Annotated in this window: 15 protein-coding genes; 10 read left to right on the top strand and 5 right to left on the bottom strand. The window is 59.1% G+C overall.

Going from position 1 to position 15,404, the window contains the following annotated elements; translation table 11 throughout:
• Positions 1-45: 45 nt before the first annotated feature.
• Genes DQ393_RS27215 through DQ393_RS27205 form a run of 3 tightly spaced genes read left to right on the top strand, consistent with a single transcriptional unit; the run spans position 46 to position 3,559 of the window.
• Positions 46-969 (top strand): ABC transporter permease, encoded by a 924-nt coding sequence (locus DQ393_RS27215; RefSeq protein WP_112344793.1) that lies wholly within the window; start codon positions 46-48, stop codon positions 967-969.
• Positions 970-974: 5 nt separating this feature from the next.
• Complete coding sequence (locus DQ393_RS27210; RefSeq protein WP_112344792.1) at positions 975-1,823, top strand: ABC transporter permease; 849 nt, start codon at positions 975-977, stop codon at positions 1,821-1,823.
• Positions 1,824-1,828: 5 nt separating this feature from the next.
• On the top strand, positions 1,829-3,559 hold the full coding sequence (locus DQ393_RS27205; RefSeq protein WP_112344791.1) for a M14 family metallopeptidase: 1,731 nt from the start codon (positions 1,829-1,831) through the stop codon (positions 3,557-3,559).
• Here the strand turns inward: DQ393_RS27205 and DQ393_RS27200 are convergent.
• A complete protein-coding gene (locus DQ393_RS27200; RefSeq protein ID WP_112344790.1) occupies positions 3,543-4,427 on the bottom strand; it encodes a LysR family transcriptional regulator in 885 nt (294 codons plus the stop codon). The two genes, DQ393_RS27205 and DQ393_RS27200, sit on opposite strands and share 17 nt — an antisense overlap.
• A 100-nt stretch (positions 4,428-4,527) precedes the next feature.
• Here DQ393_RS27200 and DQ393_RS27195 point away from each other — a divergent pair, with 100 nt between their 5' ends.
• From DQ393_RS27195 to DQ393_RS27185, 3 genes are all read left to right on the top strand, one after another.
• Entirely contained in the window at positions 4,528-5,766 is a 1,239-nt protein-coding gene (locus DQ393_RS27195) for a YbfB/YjiJ family MFS transporter (protein ID WP_112344789.1), read from the top strand.
• Positions 5,767-5,783: 17 nt separating this feature from the next.
• Entirely contained in the window at positions 5,784-6,266 is a 483-nt protein-coding gene (locus tag DQ393_RS27190; protein ID WP_112344788.1) for a YybH family protein, read from the top strand.
• A 77-nt stretch (positions 6,267-6,343) separates the two neighbouring features.
• Positions 6,344-7,609 carry a glycoside hydrolase family 5 protein gene (locus DQ393_RS27185; protein ID WP_112344787.1) on the top strand — a complete coding sequence of 422 codons (1,266 nt, stop codon included), beginning with the start codon at positions 6,344-6,346 and terminating at the stop codon, positions 7,607-7,609.
• A gap of 33 nt (positions 7,610-7,642) precedes the next feature.
• Here the strand turns inward: DQ393_RS27185 and DQ393_RS27180 are convergent, their stop codons facing one another.
• The gene (locus DQ393_RS27180; RefSeq protein WP_112344786.1) at positions 7,643-8,707 is read right to left on the bottom strand and encodes a glycosyltransferase family 2 protein; all 1,065 of its coding nucleotides are present in this window, start codon (positions 8,705-8,707) and stop codon (positions 7,643-7,645) included.
• Here DQ393_RS27180 and DQ393_RS33240 point away from each other — a divergent pair.
• Positions 8,697-8,897 carry a hypothetical protein gene (locus DQ393_RS33240; protein ID WP_145644290.1) on the top strand — a complete coding sequence of 67 codons (201 nt, stop codon included), beginning with the start codon at positions 8,697-8,699 and terminating at the stop codon, positions 8,895-8,897. The genes DQ393_RS27180 and DQ393_RS33240 overlap by 11 nt on opposite strands.
• A gap of 49 nt (positions 8,898-8,946) precedes the next feature.
• Here the strand turns inward: DQ393_RS33240 and DQ393_RS27175 are convergent, their stop codons facing one another.
• Positions 8,947-9,744, bottom strand: a complete 798-nt coding sequence (locus DQ393_RS27175; RefSeq protein ID WP_112344785.1) for an SDR family NAD(P)-dependent oxidoreductase — start codon at positions 9,742-9,744, stop codon at positions 8,947-8,949.
• Positions 9,745-9,952: 208 nt separating this feature from the next.
• Between DQ393_RS27175 and DQ393_RS27170 the strand changes: the two genes are divergently transcribed.
• On the top strand, positions 9,953-10,891 hold the full coding sequence (locus DQ393_RS27170) for a GlxA family transcriptional regulator (RefSeq protein WP_112344784.1): 939 nt from the start codon (positions 9,953-9,955) through the stop codon (positions 10,889-10,891).
• A 313-nt stretch (positions 10,892-11,204) separates the two neighbouring features.
• On the opposite strand, the gene DQ393_RS27165 is transcribed toward DQ393_RS27170, so the two are convergent.
• Positions 11,205-11,783, bottom strand: a complete 579-nt coding sequence (locus DQ393_RS27165; protein ID WP_112344783.1) for a hypothetical protein — start codon at positions 11,781-11,783, stop codon at positions 11,205-11,207.
• Between the two features lie 748 nt (positions 11,784-12,531).
• Positions 12,532-13,866, bottom strand: coding sequence for an aspartate aminotransferase family protein (locus DQ393_RS27155; protein WP_112345196.1), 1,335 nt, complete (start codon positions 13,864-13,866; stop codon positions 12,532-12,534).
• Between the two features lie 144 nt (positions 13,867-14,010).
• Here DQ393_RS27155 and DQ393_RS27150 point away from each other — a divergent pair, with 144 nt between their 5' ends.
• Together DQ393_RS27150 and DQ393_RS27145 are read left to right on the top strand one after the other, a co-directional pair.
• Positions 14,011-14,559 (top strand): cupin domain-containing protein, encoded by a 549-nt coding sequence (locus tag DQ393_RS27150; RefSeq protein WP_112344781.1) that lies wholly within the window; start codon positions 14,011-14,013, stop codon positions 14,557-14,559.
• Between the two features lie 170 nt (positions 14,560-14,729).
• Positions 14,730-15,350: a GNAT family N-acetyltransferase gene (locus tag DQ393_RS27145; protein WP_348628028.1), complete on the top strand. Its 621-nt coding sequence runs from the start codon at positions 14,730-14,732 to the stop codon at positions 15,348-15,350.
• Positions 15,351-15,404 lie beyond the last annotated feature (54 nt).

Below are 15,404 nucleotides of genomic sequence, written 5' to 3'. Positions count from 1 at the left end.
TCGGCCCGGCCGGCGGCGTCATCCGAAAGCTCTCGGGGTAAGAACGTGGCCGGTTTTCTCATCAAGCGATTGCTGCAGGCGATTTTCGTCGTGATCGCCATCACTCTTCTCGTCTCCTTCGCCATCCGCCTCACCGGCGACCCTGCCGTGATGATGTTTCAGGGCGGCGGCAGCATGACCGAAGACGACCTGGCCCGTATCCGCACAGCCCTCGGCACGGATCAACCTTTCCTCGTGCAGTATTTCAGCTTCCTGAAGGGGCTGCTGACGCTCGATTTCGGTCGCAGCTTCACCGGCGGCACGCCTGTTTCCCAGCTAATTGCCAATGCCCTGCCCGCGACGCTGCTACTCGCCTTCATCTCCATGGTGGTCTCGATCGCGCTCTCCATCCCGCTCGGCATCAAGGCCGCGACGGCGCGGGGCAAGACAGCAGACCAGATCATCCGCGTTCTCTCGCTCCTCGGCCTCTCCTTCCCGAACTTCTGGCTGGCGCTGATGATGGTGCTGTTGTTTTCCATCACGCTCGGCTGGCTGCCGCCGAGCGGCATGGTCGGAATTTCGAGCTACATCATGCCGGCTGTGACCATGGGCGTCATCCTGACGGCAACGAATGTGCGCCTGGTGCGTACCGCCATGCTGGAAACGCTGCAATCTCAATACATTATGGTCGCGCGCGCCAAGGGCCTTAGCGAAAGCAAAGTGCTCTACAAGCATGCATTGCGCAATTGCGCGATACCGCTCATCACCTATTTCGGCATCCAGTTCGGTGGGCTGCTCGGCGGCATCGTCGTCATCGAGCGCGTCTTCAACTGGCCCGGTCTCGGCACGCTGGCATTCGATGCCGTTGGCGCCCGCGACTACCCGGTATTGCAGGGCGTGATCACCGTGCTGGCGCTGTTCATCGTCGGCGTGAACCTTCTCGTCGACATCGCCTACGGCCTTGTCGATCCCCGTATCCGCACGGAGTAACGCCGATGGCTGCCACGATCTCGCGCCGTTCGCGCTTTCTAAACTTCGAATTCATATTCGGCGCTTTGCTCACCATCGTCATTTGCCTTGCCGTTCTTCTCTCCGACGTCCTTTTTCCCGGCGGCGCCGAAAAGATCGACCTGATGGCAAGGCTTGCCAGGCCCTTCGCCAGCCTCGCCCATCCCTTCGGCACTGATCCTCTGGGACGCGATGTGCTGGCCCGTGTCGTTGCAGGTGGCAAGATATCGCTGACCGTCGGCCTGACGTCGGTCATCGGCGGCGTTGTGCTTGGCGTGCTGGTAGGGCTTGCCGCGGGTTACTACCGCGGCATCTGGGACATGCTGCTGATGCGCTTTGCGGATATCCAACTCGCGATGCCTTTCATTCTGCTGGCAATCACCTTCATCGCCATCGTCGGCGGCAGCCTCACCAACACGATCATCCTCTTGATCGTCTCGCAATGGGTGCAATATGCGCGCCTCGTGCGCGGCTCGGTGCTGAGCTTGCGCGAGCGCGAGTTTATCCTGTCGGCTCGGGCGATCGGCGTCAAAGACTGGCGCATCATCTTCCAGCATCTGCTGCCGAACCTTATCGGTCCAGTTATTGTGCTGATGACGCTGAACATCGCCAACAACATCCTTCTGGAAAGCAGCCTCACCTTCCTCGGACTGGGCGTCGACCCGACCATTCCCAGCTGGGGCGGCATGCTCGCCGACGGACGCACCTATTTGCAGACGGCATGGTGGGTCAGCCTCTTCCCCGGCCTTGCAATCCTTTTGACTGTGCTTGGCCTTAATCTCCTCGGCGACTGGCTGCGCGACAGCCTCGACCCGACCGGCAGAACGACAAGGTAGATATCATGACCGTGATTTTCGAGAGACGTTTTGAGCGCACGCTGTCGCGCCTTGTCGCCGATGCCAAGCCTGGCCAGAACTTCGAGGCATGGACTTTCGATGACAGAGACAGCCGCCAGCAAGCTGAACGCAAGCTCGCGGAAAAAGGCATCAAGGCCCGCATTCGCAGCACCTACAAGCCGCTGGTAAATGCCTTTATCGAGGAAATCGACCTGCATGATGTGGATGCGATCGAGATCCGCTACCCGGTTCATCCCAGTGCACCGGGAAACCGCTTCCGTCTGGAAGCCTATCCGCTCGCGGCAATGGTGGAAAATCGCGAGATCACCTTTGTCGCAAGAGCTGACAGTGACTTTCACTATGGCGTTCTGCTGAAAAGCAAAGCCGGTGAAGAGCGCCAATTGAAGGTGCTGGTGCCTAATCGCGTCCATATAGACGCCGCCGGCGAAACGAGCGTTTCCCCGACCGGCTGGCTCGTGCGGGATGGCAATGCGACGGGCGATCGGCTCGCCACCGATTATGAACAACTCTTCGAGGAGACCATTGCCGCGGTCACACACTTCGACTGGGGCGCAAGCGAACCCTATTTCGAGGAACTGAACATTCGCGTTGCCCTGCCGGCGCTGGACGAGGCCTTGCCCGTCGGCGACGAAGTCATGAGCCTTCGCGAGGCGCTACATGAGGATTTCTATTTTTCGCTGCTCGAATTCTTCCAGAAGAAATCCGGCCGCCCGCTCGGCGACCGCGGCTTGAAGCCGGGGCAGATCGTTCCGCAGATCCTGCAGTCCTCTGGTGAGATTTCCGTCCGAGTGGAAACGCAGCCACTGACGTCTCGCTACTGGGATAGAGCCGAACAGCAGATCGAGACGGCGACGGAACCTCTGGCTATGCAGCAGATCGAGGCCGAGCTTAGCAAGATCGGCGGCGAAGCATTTGAGGCTGCCGCACGCTCTGGTCGCACAGTTCGAGCGCGCTACATCAAGGGCAGCGACGCGGCCGTGATGATCAGCGGTGGACAGCACGCCAACGAGACGACCGGGGGTGCGGGTGCCTTGCGTGCGGCCCGTCGGCTTGCCAAGGTTGAAGGCGCGCATTTCACGATCTCGCCGCTCGAAAATCCCGATGGCTACGCGCTGCATCAGCGCCTGCGCCAGGATAGTCCGCGCCATATGTATCATGCCGCCCGCTACACCGCGCTTGGCGACGATCTCGAATATCGGACCGAAGAGACTGCCGGCCCCTATCTCTTCGAAAAGAAAATCCGCTTCCAGGCGGAGAGGCTGAGCGGAGCGCAGCTGCACGTCAACCTGCATGGCTATCCGGCGCACGAGTGGACACGGCCGCTCTCCGGTTATGTCCCACGCAACTTCGCCATGTGGACGCTGCCGAAGGGCTTTTTCCTGATTGCCCGTTATCATTCCGGCTGGGCGGCTCAGGCCGAGCAGCTTCTGGATAAAGTGACCAAACACCTCGACGCCATCCCCGGTCTACGGGATTATAACGATCGTCAGATCGCACTCTATGAAACCCATGCCGGCGAAACAGGCTTCCGCATCATCAACGGCTTCCCCTGTCTCGCCAATATCGACGATCGCCATACGGTGCCATTGACCTTGATCACCGAATATCCGGACGAGACCATTTACGGCGACGCCTTCATCGCCGGCCATACCGCGCAAATGGAAACAGTGCTTTCCGCCTACCGCTCGTGGCAGGAAATCATGGCGTTGAGCTAATCGGGCTCGCCGATCTGAGCATATCGAGCAGAGCGGTCATGGCGCTCGTCGTATAGGCATCCGATCGGCGCACGAAAAGCGTATCCACCAGAGACCGTTCCGGAGGAAGCGTGTGGATTGCAACCCTGCCCTCTTGGGCGGCGGCAGCGACGACACCTCTTGGCAAGAGAGTGATGCCGACGCCGGCCGACACGCAGCTTATGATCGTATCCAGAGAGCCGAATTCCAGCGGCTTCGAGGTGACGATACCCATATCGGCAAGAAGCGACTCCAGCCGCTGCCGGTAGGAGCAGCCGATCTGGAAGACGATGGTCTTGAGATCGATAATGCCGGCCAAATCTTCCATTCCGCGAATGGCAGGCGATGTCACGAGAACGAGCTCTTCCTGAAAGATCACCTCCTGCTCGAGATCGGGATGGCTGACAGGACCCGCCACGAAGGCGCCCTCGACCCGGCATGAAACGACATCGTCGATCAGCCGGCGGGTCGTGCCTGTTGTCACGACAAGACGTACCTGCGGATAGGTCTTGGCGAATTGGCCGAGGAGCGGCGACAATCGCAGCGCTGTCGTCGTTTCCAGGCTGCCGAGGGAAAGCGTCCCGCCCGGCTCGCCATCATCCTTGGCGGCGGTGCGGGCATCGGCCAGAAGCTTGGTGATGCGGCCGACAAATGGGAGAATTCGTTGTCCCGCCGGTGTGGTCGACACGCCCCTTGCATGCCGCTGGAATAGGCTGACACCCAGCTCTTCTTCCAGTGCCCGGATTCGCGCGGTCACATTCGATTGAACAGTGTGCAGCTCCTGCGCCGCCCGGTTCATGCTGCCGTGCCGTGATACCGCTTCGAAAACTCTGAGATCCGATACGTCCATTTCATATCTCCCAAAGAGATAACTGCTCTCATAATAATTCAGTTTTTATGATAATATGTGTGCCGTATTCTCTCAAGCACTGATCACTGAGAGAGTTCCCATGATCGACGCTGCCACGCACGAAACCGACCGGAACCATTATGATGCCCGGATGGCATGGCGTGCCATCCTGTCGGCATTCTGTGCCTGCCTGATCGGCATCGGCCTTGCCCGCTTCGCCTATACGCCGCTTCTGCCTGCCATCGTCGATAACAATTGGTTCGAAGCCCCGGCAGCCGCCTATCTCGGTGCCGCAAATCTTTCCGGTTATCTGGTCGGCGCATTGCTCGGGCGGACAATCGCCGCACGCGCCTCCACTGTCCTGACGCTCAGGATCATGATGCTTGCCGCAACGGCGGCCTTCTTTGCCTGCGCCTTCCCTGTCAGCTTTCCATGGTTCTTCGCATGGCGTTTCGCAGCCGGCCTTGCCGGTGGCGCCCTGATGGTACTCGCGGCGCCAACCGTCCTGCCGCTGATCGTACCGTCTCGCCGAGGGCTTGCCAGCGGCGTGATCTTCATGGGCATCGGCGCCGGCGTTGCACTATCGGGCACATTGGTTCCCCTGCTGCTGCAACAGGGCTTGCGCGAAACCTGGCTCGGCATCGGCGCCCTGTCGCTGCTTTTGACGATCATTGCCTGGGCCGGATGGCCGCGCGAAATCGCCGGTCACACCACCGCAAGCCACCATGCCACGCATGTCCCGAAACGCTGGACGCTACGCGCGCTCTACATCGAATATGCGCTGAATGCCGCCGGCTGGGTTCCGCATATGATCTTCCTCGTGGATTTCGTTGCCCGCGGATTGGGAGAGGGCTTGCAGGTTGGCGCGGAATACTGGGTGCTGTTTGGCCTTGGCGCCACCATCGGCCCGATCCTTGCCGGCCATCTGGCCGATCGCACCGGTTTCGCCGCAGCACTGCGATTTGCCTTTCTGCTTGAAGCCTTCGCAGTCGTCATTCCCGCCCTTGGTCTCGGACAGGCATGGCTCATCGCATCGAGCCTGATCGTCGGGGCATTCGTGACCGGCACGGTTCCCTTGATGCTCGGGAGGATCGCGGAATTGCTGCCGCACCATCCGGCGCAGCAGAAGGTCGCATGGAGCCTGGCAACCGTATTCTTTGCCCTATTCCAAGCGGCGGCGGCTTATGGACTTTCCTTCGTCTTCGCCCAAACCGGCGGAAACTATTACCTGCTCTTCTTCATCGGAACCGGCGCCATGGTCCTCGCCTTGACGATCGACCTCGCCGTCGCGGTGTTGGTTCGAGTTCCTCAGGGAAGTGCCCGGGATCACGACGCATAACAATAGGAGAACATGACATGGCAAAGCTTTTGACTGAAATTACCGGCAGCGAAGACATGGTGAACAATGGCGGCGCCCTCGACGCACTTATCGGCTTCTACCGCGCTTTCAATGCCGGCGACCTGACTGCCTTGACCGCCAATTGGGCCGATGGCGACAAGCCAAGCATGGACAATCCGATCGGAGGCATCCGGCGCGGATGGCCGTCGATCCGCGACGGTTATCAGAAGCTGTTTACCGGGAAGGCGAAGGTCCGGGTCACATTCCACGATTTCACCAGTCAGGGCGGCGATGATTGGCACCTGTTCGTCGGCCGGGAGAAAGGAACCTGCGTCACGGCCGGCGAGAGCATTGAACTTCGCATTCGCACAACCCGCTGGTTCGTCAGGATCGACGGCGTCTGGCGGCAGCTTCATCATCACGGCTCCATCGAGGAACCTGCCCTGCTTGCAGCCTATCAGCAGATCATCTTCGGTGCGCCGCTGGATCGTCCGGCATAGGCTCCGTCGCAAGATTTTAATCGCCTGCGCGGTATCGTGCCCACATGGCGCCAAAGTTTTCGGGCGAGTTGAGGTTCATGAGGCATTTTCTGCTGCTGCTCTCCAGCCTGTTCATTATCTGCCTGGGCTCATATGCGCCGCCGGCGCATGCGGAGGGATTCGTCCGCGCCGATCATCAGCAAATCGTTGATGGCAAAGGCCATCGGCTCATCCTGCGTGGCCTCGGCCTTGGAGGATGGATGGTGCAGGAAGGCTACATGATGGGCCCTTCCAATCTGAAGGCGCAGCACATCATTCGCCGCCGCATTTCCGAAATCATCGGCGAGAAAAGGACTGAACAATTCTATCGGTCCTGGCTCGATAATGCCGTGACGAAAGCCGATATCGACGCAATGGCCAAATGGGGCTTCAACAGCGTGCGCCTGCCGATGCATTGGAACCTGTTCATCAAGGATAGGCACGGCAAGAAAACGTCCAAGAACATTGTCTGGAACGAGGAGGGCTTTCGCCGGGTTGATGCGCTGATCGGCTGGCTGAAAGCCCATGACATGTACTTGATACTCGACCTGCATGCGGCACCTGGCGGCCAGGGTCACGACATCGCCATTTCCGATCGCAATCCGAACAAGCCGTCGCTCTGGCACAGCGATGAGAACCAGGCAATGATGATCGCGCTCTGGAGCGAGATCGCCCGTCGCTACAAGGACGAATCGACGATCGCGGGTTATGACCTGCTTAACGAACCGAATTGGGGCTTTCAGGACAAGAAAGACAAGGGCGGCTGCCGCGAAACCGAAAACCGGCCGCTGCGCGACATCTACATACGCACCATTCGTGCGATCCGCGCGATCGATACCAACCATATGCTTGTGATCGAGGGCAATTGCTGGGGCAATAATTATGCCGGCGTGCTGCCGATCGAGGATCGCAACACGGCGCTCAGCTTTCACAAATACTGGACGCCGACGACGCGGGAATCGATCGAACCGTTCCTGAAACTGCGCGAGCAATATGACATGCCGCTCTGGAACGGCGAATCCGGCGAAAACAACAATGACTGGTATGCCCGCGCCGTGGCGCTGCAGGAGAAAAACGGCATCGGCTGGTCATGGTGGCCCCTGAAGAAAATCGGTGCGGGCAACCCGCTCGAAATCAAGGCGAATGCAGACTACCGCCGCCTGGTCGCCCATCTTCGCGGAGAGGGCAAAAAACCTTCGGCCAAGCATGCCTTCGCGGGATTGATGCAACTGGCAAACGACAGCCGTTTCGACCGGAACATCCACCATCAGGGCGTGATCGACGCATTGATGGGAGCTTCGCGCAAACCAGACATGCCCGACTAGGGCCGTCCGGTCATTCGCACTGGTGAATTCGCCCTACCCCACCGCGTGCCGGATCGTTTTCGACAGGCGCAAGAGGAACCGAGGCCTCGATGAGGCAACGAGTTTCCATGAAAGAATTGCTTTTGCCATATGGCGAGGAAGGATGCCGACCGACAGAAACCAGGCGGCCAGCATCGCACGGCGCCGTCTGGACGCATTCATCTTCAGGCTGGCGACCGCTCCGGCGGCGCCGAGAGAGAGCCGGGAATCCTCGGCGACAGGATGTCGTTCCCTGTCGATACAAAGCGATGCAAGACGCTCCTCCAAATGCACAGGATCGCGCAGACCGGCATCTTGAGGTACTTCCAGGCCGATCTCCGCCGCCTGATCCGACAAAGCCTCCAGCCGGCGAAAATCATGCTGTATGCGCCAGCGCGCACGCCGGCCGAGCCTTTCTGCAAAGACGGAATGATTGGCGCCGTGGATACGATAGGCACCCAGACAATCATCGATGGATGTCACCTCGCCATGCAGGGGAGCAACCGTCGCCAGATATCCGTCGGCGCCCTGTCGAAATTCCCGTTCCGGAACGGGCATCACCCTGTCGAGAACCGAGCGGCTGAACGCCAGGCCGCTCGTGACGGTCGTCTGATAGCGCCCCTTTCGCAAAAGCTCCGGAGTGACGTCACCGGAATCGAAAGGTAGTTCCGCAGGTGGAAACACGTCCTTCACCTGCATGTACTCATCAACGATATGCAGCCTGAACTGCATCTGGGCAGTCTTCTCTTCCCAGGCTTCGACCACCTCCGACACCGCATTCGGATAAAGATAATCATCCGCATCGAGAAACAGCACGATCTTGCCGCGACTGGATGCGAAGCCTGTGTTGAATGCTGCGGCATGTCCGCCATTCACCTCTCTGAGGCAGGTCTTAATCCGTGAGTCATAAGAGGCGATGACATCGGTTGTCGCATCCGTCGATGCGTCATCGACGACGATGACTTCGGCATTGTCGTAGTCCTGTTCCAATGCGCTATCGATGGCGCGCCTCAAATAATGAGCGTAATTATAGTTGGCGATAACGATGGAAACGGGAATGCGGTCGTGGATGGAATACATCGCATTGAACCTCGCAGATCTGCTTTGGTCGTGGCGAACCTTCTCATCAGGTCCTGTGATTGAACCCGCTGGCAGCGGGATGGGCATGGCGCACGAGTGGCGTCAACGAATAGCTCAAGCAGAGGCTGTCAGGATCGCGTCGATCCGCCCTGCATTCCTGAGCCTCTTTAGTTTTGTGGCTTTTGAATGACCGGCACCCGCGATTTGATGCCGGCCATGGCATCATTTCGATAATCTTACTATTTCACCTTGTAGCGCGGTGCGGCGCTGGAGCGTGACAAATTGGGTTTCAGAGCCTGCCGCGCATCCTCATAGGCGTTCTGCAGTTCGACGCTTTCGAGAGCGGGAATCGTCGCCAGCTCTCCCTGATCAAAACCGGCCAGCGCGGCGTCGACCATGTCCTCGGTCGACATTACGATCTCGGACGGCAGATGCTCGACGGGAACACCGGCGACAGCCCAGAATTCCGTAGCGGTCGCACCGGGCAGAACCGCCTGGATGCGAACATTCTTATCCGCCAGCTCATGCTTCAGCGATTGGCTGAACGCCAGAACGAAAGCCTTCGTACCGCCATAGACGCCGTTCAGCAGCTCCGGCGCGATCGCAACGATTGACGCGATGTTGATGATGGCGCCACCACCACGCTTAACGAACCCCGGCGCGGCGGCATAGGTGAGCCGCATCAGCGCCGTGACGTTGAGATCGATCATCTGCTGCATTCTTTCGACGTCCGACTCCAGCAAGGATCCTGCCCCGCCGAAACCGGCATTGTTGACGAGAAGCGTGATCGCATCATCCGTCTTCAACACATGCTCGACACGGCTGAGATCCTTCTGCGAGCCCAGGTCCGCGGCAATGACCTCGACCTTGCGGCCCGTCTCCTCGCGAAGCTGAGCGGCGATTGCCGAAAGCCGTTCTTCATTGCGCGCGACCAGAATGAGGTCGAAGCCGCGTCTGGCAAGACGATGCGCATAAACCGCGCCGATGCCCGACGATGCACCTGTTACCAATGCTTTTCCTAGGGATGAATTTGTCATCGTTTCTGTCCTTTTCCTGCGGTGGGAGGTTCAATCCGCATGAAGGAACAATAGTCTTGAAAGCTTGCGTCCCAAATGTCATATTCACTACGTTTTCGGACATGCGAGCGCGCATATGCGATCAAGTTCCGAGAGCAGATCGAGGCATCCGGCACGGCGTGCCGTCCGAGAAGCGCCTCAGGTACCGTTTCCAGCTGCGAGCGCCGCCATGCATTCCATTGGATTTCTCCTCTTTCCTGGCTTCCAGGTCATGGGTTTCACCGCAGTGACCGCCTTCGAGGTCGCAAATCTGGCGAGGGAAAGAGAGCTCTATCGCGTGACGCTGCTTTCAGAGGGCGGAGGGCTTGTGCGCTCATCCGCGGGGTTCAGCGTCGAAACGGAAGCCTTTGGCGACACGTCGTTCGATTCTCTTTTCATCGGCGCCGCCACGCAGGTCTCGGCCATGTCTCCGGCTATCCTCGATTATATCCGTCGGTCGGCAAAGTCCTGCCGACGCGTCGCCGCTCCTTGCACAGGCGCCTTTGCCTTGGCCGAGAGCGGTCTGCTCGATGGCCGCCGTGCGACGACGCATTGGGTTTTTGCTCGGGAGCTGCGAGATCGGTTCCCTGCCCTGAAGGTCGATGAAGACAAGATCTTCATCATCGATGGGTCGATCTGGACCTCTGCTGGCATGACGGCCACCATCGATCTCGCCCTTGCGATGATCGAAAAGGATCACGGCGAGGAACTGGCCCGGGAGGTTGCCCGGAAGCTCGTGGTCTATCACCGCCGCGCCGGCGGACAGTCGCAATTTTCGGCCCTCCTGGAACTCGAGCCGAAATCGGATCGTGTTCAACGCGCGCTCGACTTCGCAGGACGAAATCTGCGCAAGATCGTGTCCGTCGAGGAGCTGGCGGAGGCGGCAAGGCTCAGTCCCCGCCAATTCAACCGCGTTTTTCGCAGCGAAACCGGCCAGTCACCCGCCAAGGCGATCGAGAACATGCGGGTAGAGGCGGCGCGGTTGATGATCGAAGAAGGCGGTCATTCGATGGACGAAATCGCCATAGAAGTGGGCTTTGCGGATCGCGAGCGCATGCGCCGCGCCTTCTTGCGCGTACTCGGCCAGCCGCCGCAAACGATCCGCCGTAATGTCCGCGCAATCGGGTGAGCAAAGACAAAGCTCTTATAGAGCGGTTGAACAACATCGAAAGCACTGGCAATGCGCCGCGATTGCACCTTCGATTATGCAGCCACAGTCGTTGTTCGGCGATATCGCTAGGTTTTGGACATCAAGACATATCACGGCGGTCACATCGGCCGCTTTGAATTCGTCTTGCTGCTCCTTGCATACGGAATGATGCGAGGTTCCGCGGTGGTCTCAACACTTCGAAGCTTCCTGTTTGACCGTGGATCGAACAGGAAGCTTCAAAGCCAATCGATAGCTGCAGGATCAAAGCCCGCTCGAAGCGGGCTTCGTCATCTTATTCAGCGGCGCTCGCGGCCTTTGCCTTGCGAGCGCGCTTCGGCTTTGCCGTTTCCGCAACGGCCGGCGCGGCAGCTGCGGGAGCAGCCTTTGCCCGAGTGGTCTTCGGTGCGGACTTGCTTGTGGCTGGCTTGGCAGCCGGCTTAGCCGCTGCAGGCTTGGCCTTTGCCTTGCCCTTGGAAGCAACTGCCTTGTCGCCCGTCTTTGCAGCATTCAGAAGTGCAACGCGGCGCTGGCGGTTCTTTTCAAGTGCCTGCTGAAAGCCGACATCATTTTCCGCATGATAAGCAAGATCGTCGAGGAACTCGGAGACGTCCTTGACCGATTCAACGACGACATAGCTTAGTCCGTGACCGGCATTGATGGAGTCACGACCGACCGTCACGCCGAAACCGCCGGGCACGCGCTGGAACCAAGTGGAGCGCCACTTCTTGAAGCCGGAGCTATCGCGCTCATACTCCTCCAGATATGCTTTCTGTTCCGCTACTCGTGCACGAAATGTATCGACAACATTCCGTGCGCCAGCCTTCGGCTTGTCAGCCTTCTTCGAAGACCATTTATCGAGAAAGTTTGCCATTAGTCTGCTCTCTTCTAGTTAGCGTTCCTTGCCAAGCCGCCGTTGCTTGTGAAGCGATGACGGAGCTCCTCCACATGGATGCCCGCACAAATGTAAAGGATAGATGTATAATGGCAACATCATCCGTTATTATTATCGATAATTGGACCCCGCGGTTGCGTTATTTGCCGCTCTTTGGACACCAGGAATCACAAACCTTGTGGCTTTACCCATCGTGAGAGCAGCCGCATCATCTGTGGAGCGGCATGATCCAGCCATTCGAGACGATGATTTTAAGCTCAACGAGCCGGTACTGCGATCGCATACCCGTTGGAAATACTCTATGGCGTTGCCGGAAATCGGCGCAAGTATCTGTGGGCAAGTGATACAGGCTTTCGGCTTTCATCACTGCTTTGTTGTCCGGCAAACTGATATCGCTTCGCCAAAACGACACCGGAAGCGCGGATAGGTACGCTCGCTCCTCACCCATATTCCTCCCCGGCCCGGCGCCTTATACAACCCGCTTCCATTCCTCTTTGTATCGCCCTCGGCATTTGATCGCTGGGTTCGAAAACAAACGTTATTGCACCGCGGTGATCGAGGTTTCCATAGCCTTGTGCCCACATCCTCGAACAGGATGGCCGTGGCGCTGACGACGCCGGCAGCCGGTAACCTGTCATGCGGCATCCCCGTGCCACACCGACGCTTGCACGAACGGCCCGATGATCCCTGGCCGGTGCAGATGGTACCGGCCAGGGATCGTGAATTATCAGGCCACCCGCTTCAGCGCGTCACCAAGCATGGAGACGATCGTCTCGATCTGTTCGCGTTCGATGATCAGTGGCGGAGAGAGCGCGATGATATCGCCTGTTACACGGATCAGCAGGCCCTTCTGGAAGCAATCGACGAAGACGTCATAGGCGCGCGTGCCGGGAGCACCATCGCGCGGCGCAAGTTCGATGGCGCCGACGAGGCCGAGATTGCGGATATCGACGACATGCGGAAGGCCTTTCAGCGAATGCAGCGCACTCTGCCATTCGCCCGCGAGCTCGCTCGCGCGCGTCAGCAGACCTTCCTCCTCGTAGATTTCCATGGCCGCAAGACCGGCGGCACAGGCAACCGGATGCCCCGAATAAGTATAGCCGTGGAAGAGCTCGATCTGGTTTTCCGGACCGGTCATGAGGCCATCATAGATCTTGCGGCTGGCAAAGACGGCACCCATCGGAATCGTGCCGTTGGTGATGCCTTTCGCAGTCGTGACGAGATCGGGAACGACACCGAAATATTCCGTCGCAAACGGCGTGCCCAAGCGGCCGAAGCCGGTGATCACTTCATCAAAGATCAACAGGATACCATATTTGTCGGCGATGGCGCGTAGGCGCTCCAGATAGCCTTTCGGCGGCAAGACGACGCCGGCGGAGCCGGACATCGGCTCGACGATGACGGCCGCGATTGTTTCAGCGCCATGCAGCGCGACCAGCCGCTCCAGATCCTCGGCAAGCTCGATACCATGGGCCGGAAGACCCTTGCTGAAGGCGTTGCGTTCGATGTCCAGCGTGTGGCGCATGTGATCGGCGGGGATCTGCGGGAAGACACGGCGGTTATTGACAAGGCCGCCGACAGAGATGCCGCCGAAGCCCACGCCGTGATAACCCTTTTCCCGACCGATGATGCGCGTGCGCGTGCCCTGCCCAATCGCGCGCTGATAGGCGATGGCGATCTTGAGCGCAGTGTCGACGGATTCAGAACCCGAGCCGGTGAAGAACACGCGATCAAGGCCGGCCTCAGGGCCGCCCGGTGCGTGCGCGGCGAGCTTCGCGGCGAAATCGAAGGCGATCGGATGGCCCATCTGGAAAGTCGGCGCGTAGTCCATGGTGGAAAGCTGGCGCTCGACCGCCTGCGCGATCTTTCTGCGGCCGTGGCCGGCGTTGACGCACCAGAGGCCTGCCGTCCCATCAAGCACCTTGTTGCCATCGACATCGGTGTAATACATGCCATCAGCGGCTGCGAGCAGCCGGGGCGCTGCCTTGAACTGCCGGTTTGCCGTAAACGGCATCCAGAAATTGTCGAGAACAGGGGTATTGGGATGAGTGATCTTGTCCATTTTCGCCTCCATTGCGCTGTCCTTGACATCAGCGATTTTCCAGCTCCGAACAAGTCCTTTTCTATCCGCCTTTAAATTATTGATTTTGTTTCATCGACATGGAATGTTTTCGATATTTCGAACATCCGAAACCCCGGAGCCACGATGTCTGTCGATATCGGCAATCGCCTGCGTCATCTGCGCCTGGCGCGCAACCTCTCCCAGCGCGAGCTCGCCAAGCGCGCCGGCGTGACCAATTCGACAATCTCTTTGATCGAATCCAATTCGGCCAATCCATCCGTCGGGGCCCTGAAGCGCATTCTCGACGGCATCCCGATCGGGCTTGCGGAATTCTTCGCCTTCGAACCCGAAGCGCCGAAGAAGGCCTTTTATGCAGCCGAGGAATTGGTGGAGATCGGCAAAGGCCCGATTTCCTACCGCCAGGTCGGTGAAAACCTCTTCGGGCGCAGCCTTCAGATCCTGAAGGAGCGCTATCAACCGGGCGCCGATACCGGCAAGGTGCCGCTGGTTCATGAAGGAGAGGAAGGCGGCATCGTGCTCACCGGCCGCCTGGAGGTAACCGTTGATGATGAACGACGTATTCTAGGCCCGGGCGACGCCTATTACTTCGAAAGCCGCCGGCCGCATCGCTTCCGCTGCGTTGGCCCGGTTCCCTGCGAGGTCATCAGCGCCTGCACTCCTCCGAGTTTTTAGATGCAGCGGCTGACAATCACCTGGAAGATAGGACCGGACCGCAAAAGGGGGTTCGCCCCTCGTAAACGGAACGCTTTCACGGCCGGTCCCGCTGTCCTGCAGGCCGTGCCTGCAAGAGGCGGCGCTTTTGCGCACGCATTGCGGCAATATATGGGCTGTCACTCAAGAATATGCAGCTAAATGGAATCGCGCGATATAGATGCATCGATAGTCTCCCAGACAGCAAGGCATGTATGATGACCGCAAGATCGATCCCCCGCTCATTCATTCAAACTGCCCGTCTCCTGCTTCGCCCCACATCTGCGGGTGACGCCGAACGCGCGTGCGAAATTCAGAGCGACTGGAATGTGACGCGCATGCTGAGCAACGCCACCTATCCGCCAGGCCGGCAAGATATCCAAAGCTGGTTTTCCAGCCACGAGCAGGAATGGGCCGATGGCACGGCTTACCGCTTCGCCATCGAGCAGGCGGGAAGAATGATCGGTGTCGTCGATGTCGATGGCATCAGCGGCGCCGAGGGCAGCCTGGGCTACTGGTTGGAGAAAGCCGCCTGGGGCAAGGCCTACGCCTTCGAGGCCGCACAAGCGCTGTTCGGTTTCGTCTTCCACGAAGTCGGCCTGACCGGGCTCGAATCCGGTCATGCATCCGACAATCCCGCATCGGGACGCGTGCTGACCAAACTCGGCTTCACACAGATCGGCAGCAGAGAGCTTTTCTCGCGCTCGCGCCGCGAAACCATCATCCAATGCTGCTATATGCTTGAAAAGGGAGACTTGCCTCTCGGACCTTAACGCTGATTGTCCTAGGCGCAACGAAGCCAACCTTTGCCCCAATACATGGCGAAA

Source organism: Martinezella tropici (assembly GCF_003287875.1).
Lineage (GTDB): Bacteria > Pseudomonadota > Alphaproteobacteria > Rhizobiales > Rhizobiaceae > Rhizobium > Rhizobium tropici_C.
The sequence above is the reverse complement of the archived record's forward strand: the minus strand, read 5'-3'. Positions and strand labels throughout refer to the sequence as shown.

What these genes read in the sequence shown, in the direction of transcription:
- DQ393_RS27210 (WP_112344792.1), top strand. Translation starts at nt 975, where the DNA reads ATGGCTGCCACGATCTCGCGCCGTTCGCGCTTTCTAAACTTCGAATTC.
- DQ393_RS27205 (WP_112344791.1), top strand. Translation starts at nt 1,829, where the DNA reads ATGACCGTGATTTTCGAGAGACGTTTTGAGCGCACGCTGTCGCGCCTT.
- DQ393_RS27200 (WP_112344790.1), bottom strand. Translation starts at nt 4,427, where the DNA reads ATGGACGTATCGGATCTCAGAGTTTTCGAAGCGGTATCACGGCACGGC.
- DQ393_RS27195 (WP_112344789.1), top strand. Translation starts at nt 4,528, where the DNA reads ATGATCGACGCTGCCACGCACGAAACCGACCGGAACCATTATGATGCC.
- DQ393_RS27190 (WP_112344788.1), top strand. Translation starts at nt 5,784, where the DNA reads ATGGCAAAGCTTTTGACTGAAATTACCGGCAGCGAAGACATGGTGAAC.
- DQ393_RS27185 (WP_112344787.1), top strand. Translation starts at nt 6,344, where the DNA reads ATGAGGCATTTTCTGCTGCTGCTCTCCAGCCTGTTCATTATCTGCCTG.
- DQ393_RS33240 (WP_145644290.1), top strand. Translation starts at nt 8,697, where the DNA reads ATGGAATACATCGCATTGAACCTCGCAGATCTGCTTTGGTCGTGGCGA.
- DQ393_RS27180 (WP_112344786.1), bottom strand. Translation starts at nt 8,707, where the DNA reads ATGTATTCCATCCACGACCGCATTCCCGTTTCCATCGTTATCGCCAAC.
- DQ393_RS27175 (WP_112344785.1), bottom strand. Translation starts at nt 9,744, where the DNA reads ATGACAAATTCATCCCTAGGAAAAGCATTGGTAACAGGTGCATCGTCG.
- DQ393_RS27170 (WP_112344784.1), top strand. Translation starts at nt 9,953, where the DNA reads ATGCATTCCATTGGATTTCTCCTCTTTCCTGGCTTCCAGGTCATGGGT.
- DQ393_RS27165 (WP_112344783.1), bottom strand. Translation starts at nt 11,783, where the DNA reads ATGGCAAACTTTCTCGATAAATGGTCTTCGAAGAAGGCTGACAAGCCG.
- DQ393_RS27155 (WP_112345196.1), bottom strand. Translation starts at nt 13,866, where the DNA reads ATGGACAAGATCACTCATCCCAATACCCCTGTTCTCGACAATTTCTGG.
- DQ393_RS27150 (WP_112344781.1), top strand. Translation starts at nt 14,011, where the DNA reads ATGTCTGTCGATATCGGCAATCGCCTGCGTCATCTGCGCCTGGCGCGC.
- DQ393_RS27145 (WP_348628028.1), top strand. Translation starts at nt 14,730, where the DNA reads ATGCAGCTAAATGGAATCGCGCGATATAGATGCATCGATAGTCTCCCA.